At 69.6% G+C, this 15,568-nt stretch carries 15 protein-coding genes; 7 read left to right on the top strand and 8 right to left on the bottom strand.

Annotated features, from left to right (window positions below; genetic code table 11):
- Positions 1-3 precede the first annotated feature (3 nt).
- The 3 genes from ACYVF6_RS37375 to ACYVF6_RS37365 are packed head-to-tail and all read left to right on the top strand — an operon-like array spanning position 4 to position 2,875.
- Positions 4-1,170 (top strand): enolase-like domain-containing protein, encoded by a 1,167-nt coding sequence (locus ACYVF6_RS37375; RefSeq protein ID WP_460528627.1) that lies wholly within the window; start codon positions 4-6, stop codon positions 1,168-1,170.
- Complete coding sequence (locus ACYVF6_RS37370; RefSeq protein ID WP_460528625.1) at positions 1,167-1,982, top strand: hydroxypyruvate isomerase family protein; 816 nt, start codon at positions 1,167-1,169, stop codon at positions 1,980-1,982. Before ACYVF6_RS37375 ends, ACYVF6_RS37370 begins: the two co-directional genes overlap by 4 nt.
- The gene (locus ACYVF6_RS37365; RefSeq protein ID WP_460528623.1) at positions 1,979-2,875 is read left to right on the top strand and encodes an NAD(P)-dependent oxidoreductase; all 897 of its coding nucleotides are present in this window, start codon (positions 1,979-1,981) and stop codon (positions 2,873-2,875) included. Before ACYVF6_RS37370 ends, ACYVF6_RS37365 begins: the two co-directional genes overlap by 4 nt.
- Positions 2,876-3,746: 871 nt before the next feature.
- Here the strand turns inward: ACYVF6_RS37365 and ACYVF6_RS37360 are convergent.
- Entirely contained in the window at positions 3,747-4,853 is a 1,107-nt protein-coding gene (locus tag ACYVF6_RS37360; RefSeq protein WP_460528621.1) for an alkene reductase, read from the bottom strand.
- Positions 4,854-4,918: 65 nt separating this feature from the next.
- Here ACYVF6_RS37360 and ACYVF6_RS37355 point away from each other — a divergent pair, with 65 nt between their 5' ends.
- Positions 4,919-5,305: a MerR family transcriptional regulator gene (locus tag ACYVF6_RS37355; RefSeq protein WP_460528619.1), complete on the top strand. Its 387-nt coding sequence runs from the start codon at positions 4,919-4,921 to the stop codon at positions 5,303-5,305.
- Between the two features lie 18 nt (positions 5,306-5,323).
- Here the strand turns inward: ACYVF6_RS37355 and ACYVF6_RS37350 are convergent, their stop codons facing one another.
- From ACYVF6_RS37350 to asnB, 4 genes are all read right to left on the bottom strand, one after another.
- Positions 5,324-5,827: a GyrI-like domain-containing protein gene (locus ACYVF6_RS37350; RefSeq protein ID WP_460528617.1), complete on the bottom strand. Its 504-nt coding sequence runs from the start codon at positions 5,825-5,827 to the stop codon at positions 5,324-5,326.
- Between the two features lie 29 nt (positions 5,828-5,856).
- Entirely contained in the window at positions 5,857-6,729 is an 873-nt protein-coding gene (locus ACYVF6_RS37345) for a transglutaminase domain-containing protein (RefSeq protein WP_460528615.1), read from the bottom strand.
- Between the two features lie 64 nt (positions 6,730-6,793).
- The gene (locus ACYVF6_RS37340) at positions 6,794-8,041 is read right to left on the bottom strand and encodes an erythromycin esterase family protein (protein WP_460528613.1); all 1,248 of its coding nucleotides are present in this window, start codon (positions 8,039-8,041) and stop codon (positions 6,794-6,796) included.
- A gap of 100 nt (positions 8,042-8,141) precedes the next feature.
- Positions 8,142-9,995, bottom strand: a complete 1,854-nt coding sequence (gene asnB, locus ACYVF6_RS37335; RefSeq protein WP_460528611.1) for an asparagine synthetase B family protein — start codon at positions 9,993-9,995, stop codon at positions 8,142-8,144.
- Between the two features lie 215 nt (positions 9,996-10,210).
- On the opposite strand from asnB, the gene ACYVF6_RS37330 reads away from it, so the two are divergent.
- On the top strand, positions 10,211-11,347 hold the full coding sequence (locus tag ACYVF6_RS37330; RefSeq protein ID WP_460528609.1) for a peptidoglycan recognition protein family protein: 1,137 nt from the start codon (positions 10,211-10,213) through the stop codon (positions 11,345-11,347).
- A gap of 174 nt (positions 11,348-11,521) precedes the next feature.
- Here ACYVF6_RS37330 and ACYVF6_RS37325 read toward each other — a convergent pair whose 3' ends face one another.
- Both ACYVF6_RS37325 and ACYVF6_RS37320 read right to left on the bottom strand, forming a co-directional pair.
- Complete coding sequence (locus ACYVF6_RS37325) at positions 11,522-11,998, bottom strand: early set domain-containing protein (protein WP_460528607.1); 477 nt, start codon at positions 11,996-11,998, stop codon at positions 11,522-11,524.
- An 83-nt stretch (positions 11,999-12,081) separates the two neighbouring features.
- Positions 12,082-12,639, bottom strand: coding sequence for a GNAT family N-acetyltransferase (locus ACYVF6_RS37320; RefSeq protein WP_460528605.1), 558 nt, complete (start codon positions 12,637-12,639; stop codon positions 12,082-12,084).
- A 57-nt stretch (positions 12,640-12,696) separates the two neighbouring features.
- Between ACYVF6_RS37320 and ACYVF6_RS37315 the strand changes: the two genes are divergently transcribed.
- Both ACYVF6_RS37315 and ACYVF6_RS37310 read left to right on the top strand, forming a co-directional pair.
- On the top strand, positions 12,697-13,605 hold the full coding sequence (locus ACYVF6_RS37315) for a transglutaminase-like domain-containing protein (RefSeq protein ID WP_460528603.1): 909 nt from the start codon (positions 12,697-12,699) through the stop codon (positions 13,603-13,605).
- Between the two features lie 34 nt (positions 13,606-13,639).
- The gene (locus ACYVF6_RS37310) at positions 13,640-14,593 is read left to right on the top strand and encodes a phosphotransferase family protein (RefSeq protein WP_460528601.1); all 954 of its coding nucleotides are present in this window, start codon (positions 13,640-13,642) and stop codon (positions 14,591-14,593) included.
- Between the two features lie 121 nt (positions 14,594-14,714).
- On the opposite strand, the gene ACYVF6_RS37305 is transcribed toward ACYVF6_RS37310, so the two are convergent.
- Positions 14,715-15,563: a phosphotransferase family protein gene (locus ACYVF6_RS37305; protein WP_460528599.1), complete on the bottom strand. Its 849-nt coding sequence runs from the start codon at positions 15,561-15,563 to the stop codon at positions 14,715-14,717.
- Positions 15,564-15,568: the final 5 nt, after the last annotated feature.

The following is a 15,568-nucleotide window of genomic DNA, read 5'->3' as shown; positions in this document are numbered from 1 at the left end:
CGGATGCCCGGCATCGAGGAGGTCGAGCTGTTGGAGTTCGACCACACCGTGCGGTTCGGCTATGACAGCAGGGGAAACCGCCTGCGTGACGAGGTGGTGCCGTGCCGGACGACGCGACGGTTCGCGGTCCGCGTCCGGACCGGTGACGGGCTCGAGGGCAACTACGTCGTGCTGTGGAGTGCCCCGCCGTACGCGATCGCGCAGGTCGCGGCGGAGGCGCAGGCGATCCTCGGACGCGACATCTTCGAGCGGGAACGGATCTGGGACCAGGCCAACGCCTCGCTGGCGAAGACCGACCGGATCGGTGCCGGCGCGATCGACATCGCGTTGTGGGACGCGGCGGGCAAGGCTGCCGGACTGCCGATCGCCTCGCTGCTCGGGCGGTTCCGCGACCGGTTGCCGGCGTACGCGAGCACGGTCACCGCTGGCCGCGGGCTCGGCTCGCTCGCCGGGCCGGACACCTATCGCGACTTCGCGGCCTGGTGCGCCGACGCGGGGATCCCCGGCTTCAAGCTGCACGGGCCCGCCAACGGTTCGGCGCGCGACGAGATCGCGGCGTTGCGCGCGGCCGCGGAGGGCTCGGCCGGTCGTACCCACGTGATGACCGATCCCGGAAACTCGTTGCGTACGGTCGCGGACGCGCTCGCGCTCGGGCGGGCCTGTGACGAGGTGGAGGCGTTCTGGTGGGAGGACCCGATGCGCGGCGACGCTCCGTTCGGGCACAAGATCCTGCGGGAGAAGGTGAAGACACCGTTGCTGTTGACGGAGTTCGTGCGTGGACTGGAGCTGCGCACAGCCGTTGCCCTGCAGGGCGGAACCGACATGCTGCGTGCCGATCCAGAGCTCGACATGGGCATCACCGGCGTGATGAAGACCGCGCATGTCGCCGAAGGGCTGGGCATCGACGTGGAGGTGCATGCGTCCGGGCCCGCGCAGCGGCACTGCATGGCGGCGATCCGTAACACCAACTACTACGAGCTCGGGCTGCTGGATCCGGACAGCGGGAATCCACTGCACCCACCGGTCTACGCCGACGGCTACGGTGAAGAGGCGTCGGCGGTGGGCGCCGACGGGTGCGTGGCGGTGCCTTCTGGTCCAGGGCTGGGAGTCACCTATGACTGGGACTGGCTGTACGCGCACGAGGTCGAGAGGAAAGTGTTTCGTCGATGACTCAGGGGCACACGCTGCGATACGCCGTCAACTGTTCGATCCTGTTCACCGAGCTGCCGTTGCTCGAACGGCCGGCGGCCGCGAAGGCGGCGGGGTTCGATGCTGTGGAGTTCTGGTGGCCGTGGCCGGACTCGCCCGTGCCTCCGGACGGCGAGGTGGACGCGTTCGTACGTTCGGTACGTGACGCGGGCGTCTCGCTGGTGGGGTTGAACTTCGCTGCCGGTGACCTGGCCGGGGCGGATCTCGGGATGGTGTCGGTTCCGGGGCGGCTCGGTGAGTTCCGGGACAACGTCGACGTCACTGTGGGGATCGGCGAGCAGCTGGGGTGCCGGGCGTTCAACGCGTTGTACGGCGTGCGGCTCGACGGCGTTTCGCCTTACGAACAAGACGATCTGGCGGTGGCGAACCTGCGGCTGGCGGCCGCGGCGGCGGGACGGATCGGCGGCACGGTGCTGGTCGAGCCGGTGAGCGGGCCGAAGCCGTATCCGTTGCGTACGGCGGCGGACGCGGTTGGTGTGCTCGACCGGGTGGGGTCGCCGAGTGCGGGCTTGCTTTGCGACCTCTATCACCTGTATGTGAACGGCGACGACCTGGACGCGGTTGTCGCTTCGTACGCGGATCGGGTTGCGCACGTGCAGATCGCCGACGCGCCCGGGCGAGGTGAGCCCGGCAGCGGCGAGATCGACCTGGACCGTTACCTCGGATCGCTGCAGCGGGCGGGCTATGCCGGGTGGGTCTCGCTGGAGTACAAGCCGAGCACGGGGAACACGACGGAAAGCCTGGCCTGGTTGGAGAAGGGGCGGTCGGCATGACAACGGTGGGATTCATCGGACTCGGCATCATGGGGTTGCCGATGGCGCGGAACCTCGTCGCGGCCGGGTTCGACGTGGTGGGCTACAACCGGAGCGCGGAGAAGATCGAGCGGTTCGTGTCGTCGGGCGGCGGGCGCGGGGCTTCGAGCATCGCGGAGGCGGTGGCCGGGGCATCGGTCGTGGTGACGATGTTGCCGGACTCACCGGACGTCGAGGCGGTCATGCTCGGCTCGGACGGGGTGTTCGCGCACGCGGCCGAGGGCACGCTGGTCATCGACATGAGCACGATCCGCCCCGACGTGTCTGCACGGCTGGCCGCCGACGGCGGCGAGCGTGGCCTGCGCGTACTGGACGCTCCGGTCAGCGGTGGCGAGCAAGGTGCAATTGACGGAGCGCTGTCGATTATGGTCGGCGGCGCCGCCGACGCGTTCGAGGCGGCCCAGCCGGTCTTCGACGCCGTTGGCAAGACGATCGTCCACGTCGGCCCGGCCGGCGCCGGCCAAACCGTGAAGGCGGCGAACCAGCTCATCGTGGCTGGCACGATCGAGCTCGTCGCCGAGTCGATCGTGTTCCTCGAAGCCCAGGGCGTCGACACCGAGGCCGCGGTGCGTGTGCTCGCAGGTGGCCTCGCCGGCAACGCGATCCTCGACCGCAAGGCAGCGGCCATGCTGGCCCGACGGTTCGAGCCGGGATTCCGGCTGGAGCTGCACCACAAGGACCTGGGAATCGTGCAGTCCGCCGCCCGAGAGGCAGGCGTGGTGACCCCGCTGGGCGCGCTGGTCTCCCAACTCGTAGCCGCCCTCGTCGCCCGCGGCGACGGCGGACTGGACCACTCAGCGCTGCTGAAGCTCGTGGAGGAGCTGTCCGGCCGATCGCCGGACAGCCGGGACTAGGCCTGCAGGGCTGCCGAGAAACCGGTTTCTGTCGCGGCCGCGCTCCGGCCCGTGGGGCCTTCCTGCGGCGGTGGTTGGCCGCTGGGAACCGGTTTCTGGCGTGCCGGCCTGGCCGCTGCGGCCCTTCGGCCGCGCGTCGGATCGGCCGGGTCTCGGGCCCGCCGGCTGTCGAGAAACCGGTTTCTGGTGCGGCCGTGCCAGCTTCGGCCTTGGGCCTGTGGCTGGTGCTGGTCGCAGGGAACCGGTTTCTTGCGCGTGGTGCTTGCTCAGAAGCCCGCTTGCACAGAAGCCCGCTTGCACAGAGGGCGGCTTGCACAGAGGCCCGCTTGCGCTGAGGGCTCGTTGGGCTGGGAGGAACCGGTTTCTGGCGCGCGCCGCGCTGGCCACTGCGGTCATCCGGCCGTGCGCCCGTCAGGCGACGGTCGAGGTTAAGAGCCGCAGGCACGGTGGAGAACCGGTTTCTGGAGAGACTATGGCATCGGTTGTAGGCCTGTGGCGAACGGCTGGCTGCCGGGGAACCGGTTTCTAGCGTGCCGCACTGGCCGCTGCGGCCCTTCGGCCGCGTCGGATCGGCCGGGTCTCGGGCCGCCGGCTGCTGAAACCGGTTTCTGATGCGGCCCGCTCGGCCCGTGGTCCTGAGGCGGGTGGCTGGCTGCGGGGAACCGGTTTCTGTTGCGGCCGTGCCAGCTTCGGCCTTGGGCCCGTTGCTGGTGGAGGGGAGCCGGTTTCTTGCGCGTGGTGCTTGCACAAAGGCCCGCTTTCACAGAAGCCCGCTTGCACAGAGAACCGCTTGGGCTGAGGGCGGCTTGGGCTGCGGGAACCGGTTCCTGGCGCGCGCCGCACCGGCCACTGCGGCCGTCCGGACGCAGGGCTAGGCAGCCGATTGCAGCGTGGGGTAGTCGGTGTAACCGGTTTCTCCGCCGACGTACATGAACTCGGTTCCGCGCAGTTGGTTGAGCGGCGCTCCCAGCTGGATGCGTTCGACCAGGTCGGGATTGGCGATGAACGCGCGGCCGAGGGCGATCAGGTCGGCGCCGGCGGCGAGTAGCCGCCCGGCCTCGGGGACGCCGCCGTCTGCGGGGAACGGCCCGGGCCATGGCAGCGCCGGGTTGGCGATCAGCCTGCCCTGCCAGTGCTTGCGGATCCGCTGGTAAACCGCATCGTCCGGGTCGGCGAAGACGACGTGGACGTAGGCCAGCCCGCTCCCCGCCAGCGCGTCGATCAGCGTTGCGTAGATGCGGGCGGTGTCGCCCTCGTCGATGCCGTTCACGGTGTTGCGGGGTGAGATTCGCAGGCCGACACGCTCCGGGCCGATCGCCGCCGCCACGGCCTCGAGAACCTCGACGGGGAACCGGTTTCTGGCCGTGAACGAGCCGCCGTAGGCATCCGCACGGTGGTTGGTGTTCTGCGAGAGGAACTGGTGGAGAAGGTGTCCGTTGGCGGCGTGCACCTCGACCCCGGCGAAGCCCGCCGCGACCGCGTTGCGGGCCGCCTGGGCGAAGTCGTCTATCGTCTGCGCGATCTCGCCGGTGCTCAGCTCATGAGGAACGACCGACGGCCGCCGGCCGCTCGGCGTGTGGATCTCCTCCGGCAGCCGGATCGGCGACGGCGCCACAGGGAGCAGGCCACTGGTCTCGGGATGACCGTTGCGTCCACCGTGCTGCAACTGGACGAAGGCCCTCCCGCCCGCCGCGCGCACGGCGTCGTTCACCCGCCGCCAGCCGTCGACGTGGCTCGCGGTGTGGATCGCCGGGATGTTGGGATACGTCTGCCCGACCGCGTTCGGAGTGGTGCCCTCAGCGATGATCAGCCCGGCGGACGCGCGCTGGGCGTAATAGGTGGCCATCAGCGGGGTCGGCGTACCATCCGCGGCGGCTCGGGTACGCGACATCGGCGCCATGACCAGGCGGTTCGGAAGCTGGAGCGGACCCAGCCGGGCGGGCTCGAGGAGGCGGGAAACTGCCGAGGAGTTCGTCATGCTGACACGGTAAAATCTGACACCAGTGTCAGCTTCAAGTCTTTGGCCGGGCGAGGTGATGTTCCGTGCGGATCGGTGAGCTGGCGGCGCGCACCGGCGTGAGCGAGCGCTCGCTGCGCTACTACGAGGAGCAGGGCCTGCTGGTGTCCACGCGAACGTCGGGCGGCCAGCGCCAGTACCCCGGCCTGGCGGTCGACCGGGTGATTCGTATCCAGGAGCTCTACGCCGCGGGCCTGAGCAGCAAGAAGATCTTCCAGATCCTCCCGTGCATGCGCGACGCCGACGGCGGCCCGTCGGAGATCGCCACTCCGCAACTGGTCACTGATCTCACCGAGGAGCGGGAACGGATCGACCGGATGATCTCCGACCTGATCCGCTCCCGCGACGTCCTGGACGACGTGATCGACACAGCTGCGAGCGCCGGGGCGCAGGGCACCGACCCGCCGAGCTGAGACCAGGCACCTACGAGCTCAGCCGGCCAGCTTGAACGCCAGGATGGTCTCCCACTTGCTGGTGTCGGGCTGTACGTCCGGGTCGGTGTCGTAGATCTCGAGACGGCAGGCCCAGGCATCGCCGGCCTCAACGTCGTGGCGGTCCCACGTGACGTCGGCCGCGGTGCCCCATTCGAGCAGCGCGACCGTCGCCTTGAACAGGCCCTTCCCCCGGACCGGCCCGGTGTAGGTCAGCGTCGCGAACCGGCCGGCGGGCAGCGTGCCGCCCTCCACCCGGTCGTCGCCGTCGACGGGCTCGGCGACCGGGATGCCGACGGTGAGCTGCATGTCGCCTTCCATGTTGATGACGTCGTACCGGAAGAACGGTGCGCCCGCGGGCTCGACGCCGTGCTGCCCGAGCCAGCCGAACAGCTCGCCGATGAGCGGCGGAGCGGACCGGCCGATCGCCCGCATCGGACAGGTGACGCGGATGCCGGCGTACGGCTGCGCAGGGCGCTCGACGATGGTCGGATCGGTGATCACGTTGTTTCTCCTGTTTCCTACGTCCTGTTCTACACCGGTTCGTCGCGGCCGAGGACTGCGTTGCGGACGGTCTCCGGAACGGTCAGCCGCTTGTCCTCGCGGTAGAGCGCGGTCAGCTCGCCGATCGTGGCGTCGGGCTCGTGCGTGAGGGCGGCCGCGCGGTCGAACAGCCCGTTCAGCTCGTCGTCGATCTGGTCCTGTGGGCCGGGCATCGCACCCCAGACGTCCCAGGGCAGCATCTCCACGTTGTCGAGCGCCGCGACATCGCGCATGAGGTTGCCGGCGATCCACCAGAAACCGGTTTCTTTCATCATGCTGAGGCCGAACTTGGCGGCATCCGCGGCTCCGTTCCGGCACTGCGACCAGGCGTCGCCGGCCACGAGAAACCGGTTTCGCGGTACGTCCATGAGGTCGAAGTCGATCGGGAACATCGCGCGCTGCACTTCGTCGATCTGGGCGTCGGCGAGGTGCCAGGCCTGGTCAGCGGCATTCCAGTACTCGCAGACCCAGTGGTCCTCGTAGGAGTTCGTGCCGAAGTAGCCGCCGAAGCCGCAGCGCGCGCGGGCCGGGACGCCTTTGGTGCGCAGCATCGAGACCAGCAGCACGGTGAAGTGCCGGCAGTTGCCGGAGATGCGCTCGCCCGGATCACGCGGCTCGGTGAGCGGGCGGCCGTCCGTCGCCACGATCCGCTCCAGCACCTGTTCGATCCGGCGGAAGTGCACCGGTGCGCGGTCCTCGGCGGAGAGGTTCACGCCGTACGCAGGTGCGATGTGCTCGTGGATCAGCAGCCCCTGGGCCACCGCCGCCAGCCCGGCGACGGAGTCGGGCAGGCCGTCGTACAGCCCGGCGTACCTGCCGGGCGAGGTCATCTGGGCGGTGCGGGCCCAGCTGTCATTCGTCATGCCGGAAGTGTGGGGTCTGCCCCAGGGGCAAGGTCAACGGCTCGCCGTCCAGCCGATGCCGGGCTCACTCCAGGAGTGCCTCCAGTTCACCCCGCTGTGCGGCCGCCAGGTGCAGCGCGTGCACCGCCGACGTACGCGCGATCCACAGCAGCGCGTCATAGCGTTCGCCCATTCGGGTGGGTAAGTAGGCCGGCTCGGCCGGGTCGTAGACCACGCCGATCGCGCGGTGGGGGCGTTCGATGCGCAGCCATGCGGGCCACCTGTCGGCCTGGTCGGCGCGCGGGAACACGAACAGCGCGCGTTCCAGCCCGGCATCGGCCAGCAGCGCCTCCACCGAGCCGGCCCGGGCGGCGGGCACCGGCAGCACGGCCATCGACGCGCCTCGGCGGGGGGCCGCGAGCACCTCGCCCGCACCACCGGCGAACCCGACCGCGACGACCTGGTCCTGGCCGTACTTCTCCCGGATCAGCTGCCCGATGTTGAGCAGCCCTTCTGCGCCCATCGTGGTCGCCCGCGCGTCGCCGACGTGTGTGTTGTGCGCCCACACCACCGCGCGCGTCCCCACGCCGTGGAACGCCCGCAGCCGTTCGAGCATCACGAGCATGTGCTCGTCGCGGTCGTTCCATGCGGAGGGCCTGCCCGCCAGCATCGAACGGAAGTACGCCGCCGCCCCAGGCCGCAGCGCGATGTTGAGCACGTCGTCGAACGTCTCCCACCGATTCTTCAGAACGGTGGGCCGCCAGGAGTCGTGCATCCGCAGCAGCGCCTCGACGATCTCGTCGGTGAGGTCCGGGGGCGCCAGCCGGCCACCCCGCTGGTAGTCGTCGAGCACCTCGCCGACCCGGCCCGGCATCCGCTTGTCGAGTACGCCCACGACCTCCCGCGTCGACGCCCACAACGGATAGCCCTCGAGGCCGTACCAGCCCACTCGCCGCTGGTCAGGCAGTTCGGCGTTGTGCTGTCGCAGCCAGCGGCAGAAGTCGGCCGTCTCGTGGTTCGACCACAGCCAGCTCGGCCAGGCCCGCGCGCCGTCGAGTACAGCCAGCGGGTCGCCGGGCTCGGCCAGCGTCACGCTGCGGTGGACTCGCCAGCAGGCCGGCCAGTCGCCTTCCACCCCGACCAGTCCGAAGCCGAGTTCGGCGATCAGCCGTTGCGTCAGCGCCGAACGCCAGGCGTAGAACTCGTGCGTGCCGTGGCTCGCCTCCCCAATCAGTACGTAACGCGCGTCGCCGATCCGCTCCAGCAACGGGTCCAGGTCGCGTGCGGCGTCGAGCGGCAGCGCGCTGTCCCGGATCTCGTCGGTGTCCGTCACAACGCACCCCGCCTTCTGCGGTGTCAAATGCCTCGCGGCAACTAACCCCAATCTTCCCCGCAGAGTAGGCGGTTAGGCAGCGTTTCGCGTTGAATACCGTTCAGTACAAGCGAATCGTCGGACGATAGTCGTCGAGCCAGAGCGCGAGCTCGATGAACTGCTGCAGTCCTTGCCGGTCGGAGTGCGAGAGCGAGGTCGCCTGCCGGCCGACCGTGTCGCTCAGCCAGTCCTTGCGAACCAGGTCGAACACCTCATGCTCGGGCGAACCGAGCAACTCCGCGGCCTGCTTCTGCAGCATCGCGACATAGCGCGGGTCGGGCGTCGCGGGATAACCGCTCTTGGTCCGCTGTACGACCGACTCCGGCAGCAGGTCGGCGACCGCACCGCGCAGCAGGCTCTTCTCCCTGCCGTCGTAGGTCTTCAGCGACCATGGCGTGTTGTAGACGTACTCCACGAGCCGGTGGTCGCAGAACGGCACCCGCACCTCGAGCCCGACCGACATGCTGATCCGGTCCTTCCGGTCGAGCAGGTGCCGCACCGAGCGGGTGAGGTGCAGGTTGCAGATCTTGCGCATGCGGTACTCGAACTCGCTCTCGCCGTCGAGCCGCCGGATGCCGGCGACCGCCGTGGCGTAGGTGTCGGCGGTGTACGCGTCCAGGTCGAGCGCCTTGCGGAACTCCGGCGTGAACCGGCTCCGCTCGGCCGCGTTGTGCTTGGCGTAGTGCGCGTCCCAGGGGTACTCGTCGGCCTGCTGCGCCACCGGGTCGAAGAACTGCGTGTACCCGCCGAACACCTCGTCGGCCGACTCGCCCGACAGCGCCACCGTCGAATGCTCGCGAATCGCCTTGAAGAGCAGGTAAAGCGAGGTATCGGTGTCGCCGTGGCCGGCGGGGATGTCGCGGGAGCGCATGGTCTGCAGCCGGACGGCCGGATCCGCGAGCTGGTCGGAGTCGAACACCAGCGTCTCGTGCAGCGTGCCCGACTTGGCGGCGACCTCCTCGGCGAACGGCGCGTCCTGGGTGAGCTGCGGCCGGCCCATCTCCCGGCCCTCGACGAAGCCCGCGTCGTAACCGGTGAAGTCGACGGCGAAGCTGCGGATCGTCTCGCCCTGCTCGGCGAGCTGCCGGGCGGCGATCGCGGTCAGCGCGGAGGAGTCGAGGCCGCCGGACAGCAGCACGCAGCGCGGCACGTCGGCGACGAGCTGCCGCGCCACGATGTCCTCGAGCAGCTCACGAACGCGGGCGACCGTGGTCGGCTGGTCGTCGGTGTGCGGCCGGGTCGAAAGCGACCAGTACGACTGCTCGCGCAGGCCAGACGCGTCGACCGTGACGATCGAGCCGGGCTTGACCTCGTACGAGCCCTGCCAGATGCCGAAGCCGGGCGTACGCATGTAGCCGAACATCTCGCGCAGCCCGTCGATCGTGATCGTGCGTTCTGTGAGCGGGTTGGCGAGCAGGGCCTTGATCTCGGAGCCGAACAGCACGCCGTCGCTGGTGGGGTAGTAGTAGAGCGGCTTGACGCCGAGCCGGTCGCGGACCAGCAGCAGCCTCTGGTCGCGGGCGTCCCAGATCGCGAACGCGTACATGCCGTTGAGCCGTTCGGCGGCCGCGGCGCCCCACTCGAGGTAGCCGCGGAGGACGACTTCGGTGTCGGAGCTGGTGGTGAACGTGTGCCCGCGCGCGACCAGTTGGGTGCGTAGCTCGGTGAAGTTGTAGACCTCGCCGGAGTAGACCAGCACGACCGGGCCGTCCGGCGTCTCGGCGCGCATCGGCTGGCGGCCGCCGGGCAGGTCGATGACCGCGAGACGGCGATGGCCGAGCGCGGCATGCGGGGCGAGCCAGACGCCCCTGTCGTCGGGGCCGCGGCAGGCCATCGTCTCGGTCATGGCGTCGAGCGTCTCCGCCTCGGCGCGTAGGTCGCGGTCGAATCCGATCCAGCCGGTGATTCCACACATGGGATTGCCTCTGCCTTGTCGGTACCTGTTCTACGGCCCATCTCCGTGCGCAAGTCAATACTGGTCCGTCACGCCGAGCTATGTCGCGGCAGGCTGTGGCCAATCTGGGATGAACATCTGCCGACCGGCGTGGTCGGCAATTACCTTCAGTCCTACGGGGTTCGAAGAGGAAGTTTTACATCCCGTCATGGGCATCGATGTAAAAGAGGGTTCACATGGATCACCCGGGTGCCGAATCCGGCCGTCGTCCGGTTCGCCGCAGCATCCTGAAGGCCGGTCTCGGCGCGGCCGCCGCCACGGTCGTCGGCGGTCAGCTCACCGCATCGCCCGCGTTCGCCGTACCCAGCGCGGACTTCCCCTGGATCATCGACTGCGACAGCTGGGGTGCTCGCCCGCCCGCGGGCGACGTCAGCCTCAGCGGAACGGCAACCAACAAGATCATCTGGCACCACATGGCGTTCCCGAACGTCACGGACTACTCCCGTGAGCAGGCGATCAAGCTGGCGAAGGACTGCCAGGACCTGCACATGGACGGCAACGGCTGGCTCGACACCGGGCAGCACTTCACGGTGAGCCGCGGCGGGTACGTGCTGGAGGGCCGGCACCGTTCGCTCGAGGAGCTGTCCGGCGGGAAGCCGCAGGTGATTGCCGCGCACTGTCCGGGCGAGAACGGGCGCGCGATCGGCATCGAGAACGAGGGCACGTACGTCACCGAGACGCCGCCGAACGCGCTGCTGAAGTCGCTGGTGAAGCTGTCCGTGGCGATCTGCCAGGAGTACGGCCTGAAGGCGCACGACATCTTCGGGCACTGGGACGCGCGGGAGACCGACTGCCCCGGCAAGGCGTTCTACGCGCAGTTCCCGATGCTGCGGCGGATGGTGCGCGCTGCCCTGGGTACCCGGCTGTCGACGATCCCTCGGCGGCGGTGGCCCGACACCTGGCGGTTCGTGGGCGGCCCGGTCGTCCGGGTGGCGCAGGGACTACTGAACGGGCGGGGCTACGCGCTGGCCGTGGACGGCGTCTTCGGCACAGCGACGGTCGCGGCGGTGCAGGACTGGCAGGCGAAGAACGGCATCCCGGTCGACGTCGACGCGACGCTGACCGCGCCGACCTGGGAGACGCTGGCACCGGACCTGCGCGCGGGCGCGACCGGGCCTGCGGTGAGCGCATTGCAGCTGATGCTGACGCGGAAGGGCTTCCTGGCGACGGCCAGCAACACCTACGACGACGCGACGGCGACAGCGGTGAAGGGCCTGCAGCGGCTGCACGGGCTGGACCGCACAGGCAAGGCCGACAAGGCCACGTGGTGCGCCGCGGTGGGCGGCGTCGTGCGGGAGTCGTTCGAGGTCTGACCTGCCGGCTCCGTAGCCGGACTGCGAATGACCACGTTAACCACGCTTTTAGCTGGTTAACGTGGTCATTAGCGCTTCGCCACGCCAGTGGGTGCTTCGCCACGTCCCGGGGCGTGGTTAACCCGCTGATTGCGTGGTTAACGTGGTCATTCGCGCGCGCAGGGGATCGGTGGCTCAGCGGCGGCTCGACTCCGGGGCGAGGTCGGAGTCGGTGTCCATTCGCGGGCCGGGCTGGTCCGGCGTGTCCGCGGGCATCGGGGTGACGGTCGGGCGGTCGGCGTGCTGCCCGGGTGGCGGGTCCAGCCGCGCGTCCATCATGTCGCCGCGGCGACGCTCGCCGGTCGCCTGCTCCGGCAGTTCGATCACGTCCGTCTCGGCGCAGTGCACGACGCTGCCGTGCTCGGTGATGAGGTCGGCCTCCCGCTCGTCGGCCCAGCGGCCGCCGGTGGCGAGATACCTGAAGTAGTGGATTCCTGGCTCGACGGTCACCGACACCTGGCGGACGTCGTTCTCCGACATCAGCATCTGGTGCAGGCCGGCGCGCCAGCCGTTGAAGTCTCCGACGACGCTGACCTCACCCGGCGGATCGTGGGCGGGCAGGCTGAACGTCAGCTGTGTCTGTCCGTTGGGTAGCAGCTCGCGGTGTAGCACTGGTCTGGTCCTGTCTTTTCGGCCGCCGGACCCGCATCCCGGTTTCGTACGGGTCCGCTGTCGGGCCATGTACCCAGAAAACGTCAGAAGATGTGACATTCCTGCTCGAGCAGACCCCAGACCGTGCTCGCGTGGAACACGCCGTCGGCCTCCAGGGAGTACTCCCTCCGGACGCCTTCCCGCTGGAAGCCCAGCCGTTCCAGCAGGCGTACCGAGCGCACGTTGTCGGCGATCGTCTCGGTCTCGATCCGGTGCAGGCCGAGCTCGGTGAAGCCGAACGCGACGATCGCCGCCATGCCTTCGTACGCGAGCCCGCGTCCCCAGTGAGTACGGGCCAGGTCGTACCCGATCTCGGCGCGCCGGTGGAAGCGGTTCCAGTAGTTGACGGTGAACAACCCGACAGCCCGATCGTCGGGCCGGACGGTCACCGCCCACGGGATCTGCTCGCCGGCGGCGAATCCCGCCCGCAGCTGCTCGATCAGGGCCGTGGCCTCGGCGACGTCGCGCATCGGCTCGGAGTTGAAGTACTGCGCAACCGGATCGCTACGAAAGGCATACATATCCGCGGCATCCGAAGGTATCCACTCACGAAGCACCAAACGATCCGTGGTGAGGACCGGAAACCCCGAAAAATCGAACATGGCTTGGCGTAGGGTCCCCTTCTGATGTCGATTCGAATGGTGGGAGGAGCGCTCGAAATGCGCGCATTCGAAGACTACTCACAGCAGTCCGTGTATTCCGATCCTGGTAAATATGCGACCTTGCTCGACCCGTTACCAACCGATATCCGCGCGTTGACCGCTGTCGTCCGGAATGTCCTCGTTCACTATCGTGCGGCCGGATTCGAGTTCGAGGGAAAGCGATTGGCGGAGATCGACAGCCGCTGGGTGGAGCAGATCCTCGACACCGACCAGAGCCGGCACGGCATGCCGCTCAGCGAGCCGCGCGGGCAGTACGAACGGGTGGCGACCTGCTGCCGTGACTTCACGTTGCTGACCGTCGCCGCGTTGCGGCACCAGGGTGTGCCGGCTCGCAGCCGGGTGGGCTTCGCGGAGTACTTCACGCGCGATTTCGGCAACGACCACGTGATCGTCGAGTACTGGAACGGCGACCGCTGGGTCTTCACCGACGCGGAGCTGGAGGCCGGCGAGCAGCTGCCGTTCGACCCGGCCGACATTCCTTACCTGGTTGGTGCCAAGCCGGAGTCGACGCCGCACTTCCGGACGGCGGCGCAGGCCTGGACCGCGTTCCGCGCGGGCGAGCTGGACGCCGACCGCTACGGCGTCGCGCCGGACCTGCCGTACCGCGGCGACTGGTTCGTCCGCAACTACGTCGTCATGGAGCTGGCGCACCGGCAGCGGGACGAGCTCCTGCTGTGGGACAACTGGGGCGCGATGGGCAACGACCTGTCCGGTGACCTCGGCCTGATCGACGAGATCGCCGCCCTGCTGCTGGCCGCCGACGACGGTGACGAAGCGGCCGAACGTGAGCTGGCCGAGCGCTATGCGTCCGACTCCGCGCTGCGCCCCGGCGAGCGGGTAATCTGCACCTCGCCGACCGGCGTCCTCGCGCGCATCGACCTGACCACGCGGCAGCCGGCCATCTAGCTGTTATTCGGGTCTGGGAGAGGCGTCGCGGGCGTTGAGCATTCCGATCGACACGCCTGCTGTACTGGGGTGGCTGAGTAACCGGTTTCTCGGCGCGGACGTGCTCGGGACTCGCGTGCTCGCACGCCGCCGGCTCACCGGTGGGGTCGCGTCGCCGCTGGTCGAGCGGGTCGACCTCGGCGTCGAACTGGCCGGTGGACGGACGGAGGCGGTGGCCGTCCTGGCCAAGCGCGCCTCGCGGGGCGAGCTGGTCGCGATGCGAGAAATCGGTTCCCCACCCGAGCTTCCGACGTTCCCGGAACTCATCGACTCGGGCCGGGACGAGGCTGGCCCGTGGTTGCTGATGCCGTTCTATCCGGGCGAGCCGCTCAGCTGGGATGCCTCGCCGCCCGACCAGGTGTACGCCGACCTGGCCAGGCTGCACGCCGGCTGGCTCGGCCGGACCGACGAGCTGCCGGCGGACGTGCCGCGCGTCGACGCGGAGTTCTGCCGGCGCACGTTGCTCGAGTTCGCCTCCGACTCGCTCCGCCGGGCGGCGCGAGCAGCCGACGGACCCAGCCCGGTCCACGACCGCGGGCTGGAGTGCTTGCGCCGGTGGGGGAACGACGCGCTGCTCTACGAAGGGCTGTCCCGCCTGCCGGTGACGTTCCTGCACGGAGATGTGTACGGGCTGAACGTCCTGGTCGCCGACGGCCGGCCGCCGCGCCTGGTCGACTGGGGCAGCGCCCGGGTCGGCCCCGCGATGCTCGATGTCGCGGTCGGCCGTGGAACGGGTAGTGGGCTGCGGGCGTACTCGCGCAGCTGGCAACAGGCAACCGGAACACCACTTGACTCGCCCCTGTTCGAGCTCGACCTCGCCTGGTCGACCTGGTTCACCTGCGGCATGTTCGTCGGCGCCGTCGCCGAACGCGCCGGCCCCACCCCAGCCGCCACAATGCTGGACGAGGGCGAAGCCGCCTACCAGCGGCTGGCCGCACTGCTCAGCTGAGCACCCGAACGGCCGGGACGCCGGCCGGCCAGGCTTGAGCGTGCGGGTGCTGCGCTCGAGTTCGCCGAGCGAGGTGGCCGGGTGGGCTGCGCTGCCGAGCTGAGCCGCTGAACGGGCCGGCTCAGCTTTCGTGGGCGAGTGCCTTCAGGTTGTCCCGCAGGCCCGACTCGAAGGCTTGTTCGCCGTGGTCGTGGGCCCAGACGATCATCCACACCGCCGACAGCGCGTACGAGCCGCGCATGAGGGCGAGCTCGTCCTCGGTCGGGACCCGGCCGTAGCCGTCGAGGAAGGCGTCGCGGAGGTCGGGGCGGTCGCGCCAGTAGCCGTAGTGCAGCCGCGCGATGTCGTTGACCCATACCTCCGGCGTGGCCCATTCGAAGTCGATCACGTGGACGCGGAGACCGCCGCCATCGGAGGAGGAAGAGATCAGCCAGTTGCGTGGCGTGTAGTCGAGGTGGCAGGGCACTCGAACCGGCGGCGGCAGTCCTTCCAGCGCACGCAGCGACCCGTACGCGAAGTCGAGCTCGGCAGCATCGAGCAGCGACGCGGCCCGCGGTGTCCACGACTCCAGCTCGGCCAGCTTCTCCGCCGCGAAGTCGTCCCACACCGGCAGGGCCTCTGCCGAGTGCAGCCGGCGCAGTACGCGGCCCGCGTCCTGGTGTGCCGAGGCCCCGGCGGCGTAGTCGAGCGCGCCCGGCACCGCGGAAAGCAGCAGCACCCCCAGCTTGTCGTCGTACGCGCGCAACGCCGGCGCCCGATCGCCCAGTGCCGGCACCCAGCGAAGGTACGCCGTGCGCTCCCTCTCGTACTGCTCCGTCCGCGCCGGCCGCTTCACGAACCACTGAAGCCCGTCCGCGGAACGCAGCGCCAGGACCTGGGAGCCGCCGTGTCCCCACGACTGGTCGCGTTCGAGCCGGCAGGGCCCGACGGCGCGCTCGACGAACGCCGCGAGCTCCGCATCCATCGGCATCGCCG

This window comes from Flindersiella endophytica, from assembly GCF_054779015.1.
Note: the sequence above shows the minus strand (reverse complement) of the source record. Positions and strands in the feature narration are given on the sequence as shown.

Excerpts from the sequence above, each read along its gene's own strand:
- ACYVF6_RS37320 (WP_460528605.1), bottom strand. The coding sequence starts at position 12,639 with ATGTTCGATTTTTCGGGGTTTCCGGTCCTCACCACGGATCGTTTGGTG.
- ACYVF6_RS37345 (WP_460528615.1), bottom strand. The coding sequence starts at position 6,729 with ATGACGAATGACAGCTGGGCCCGCACCGCCCAGATGACCTCGCCCGGC.
- ACYVF6_RS37305 (WP_460528599.1), bottom strand. The coding sequence starts at position 15,563 with ATGCCGATGGATGCGGAGCTCGCGGCGTTCGTCGAGCGCGCCGTCGGG.
- asnB (WP_460528611.1), bottom strand. The coding sequence starts at position 9,995 with ATGTGTGGAATCACCGGCTGGATCGGATTCGACCGCGACCTACGCGCC.
- ACYVF6_RS37365 (WP_460528623.1), top strand. The coding sequence starts at position 1,979 with ATGACAACGGTGGGATTCATCGGACTCGGCATCATGGGGTTGCCGATG.
- ACYVF6_RS37375 (WP_460528627.1), top strand. The coding sequence starts at position 4 with ATGCCCGGCATCGAGGAGGTCGAGCTGTTGGAGTTCGACCACACCGTG.
- ACYVF6_RS37360 (WP_460528621.1), bottom strand. The coding sequence starts at position 4,853 with ATGACGAACTCCTCGGCAGTTTCCCGCCTCCTCGAGCCCGCCCGGCTG.
- ACYVF6_RS37330 (WP_460528609.1), top strand. The coding sequence starts at position 10,211 with ATGGATCACCCGGGTGCCGAATCCGGCCGTCGTCCGGTTCGCCGCAGC.
- ACYVF6_RS37315 (WP_460528603.1), top strand. The coding sequence starts at position 12,697 with ATGCGCGCATTCGAAGACTACTCACAGCAGTCCGTGTATTCCGATCCT.
- ACYVF6_RS37370 (WP_460528625.1), top strand. The coding sequence starts at position 1,167 with ATGACTCAGGGGCACACGCTGCGATACGCCGTCAACTGTTCGATCCTG.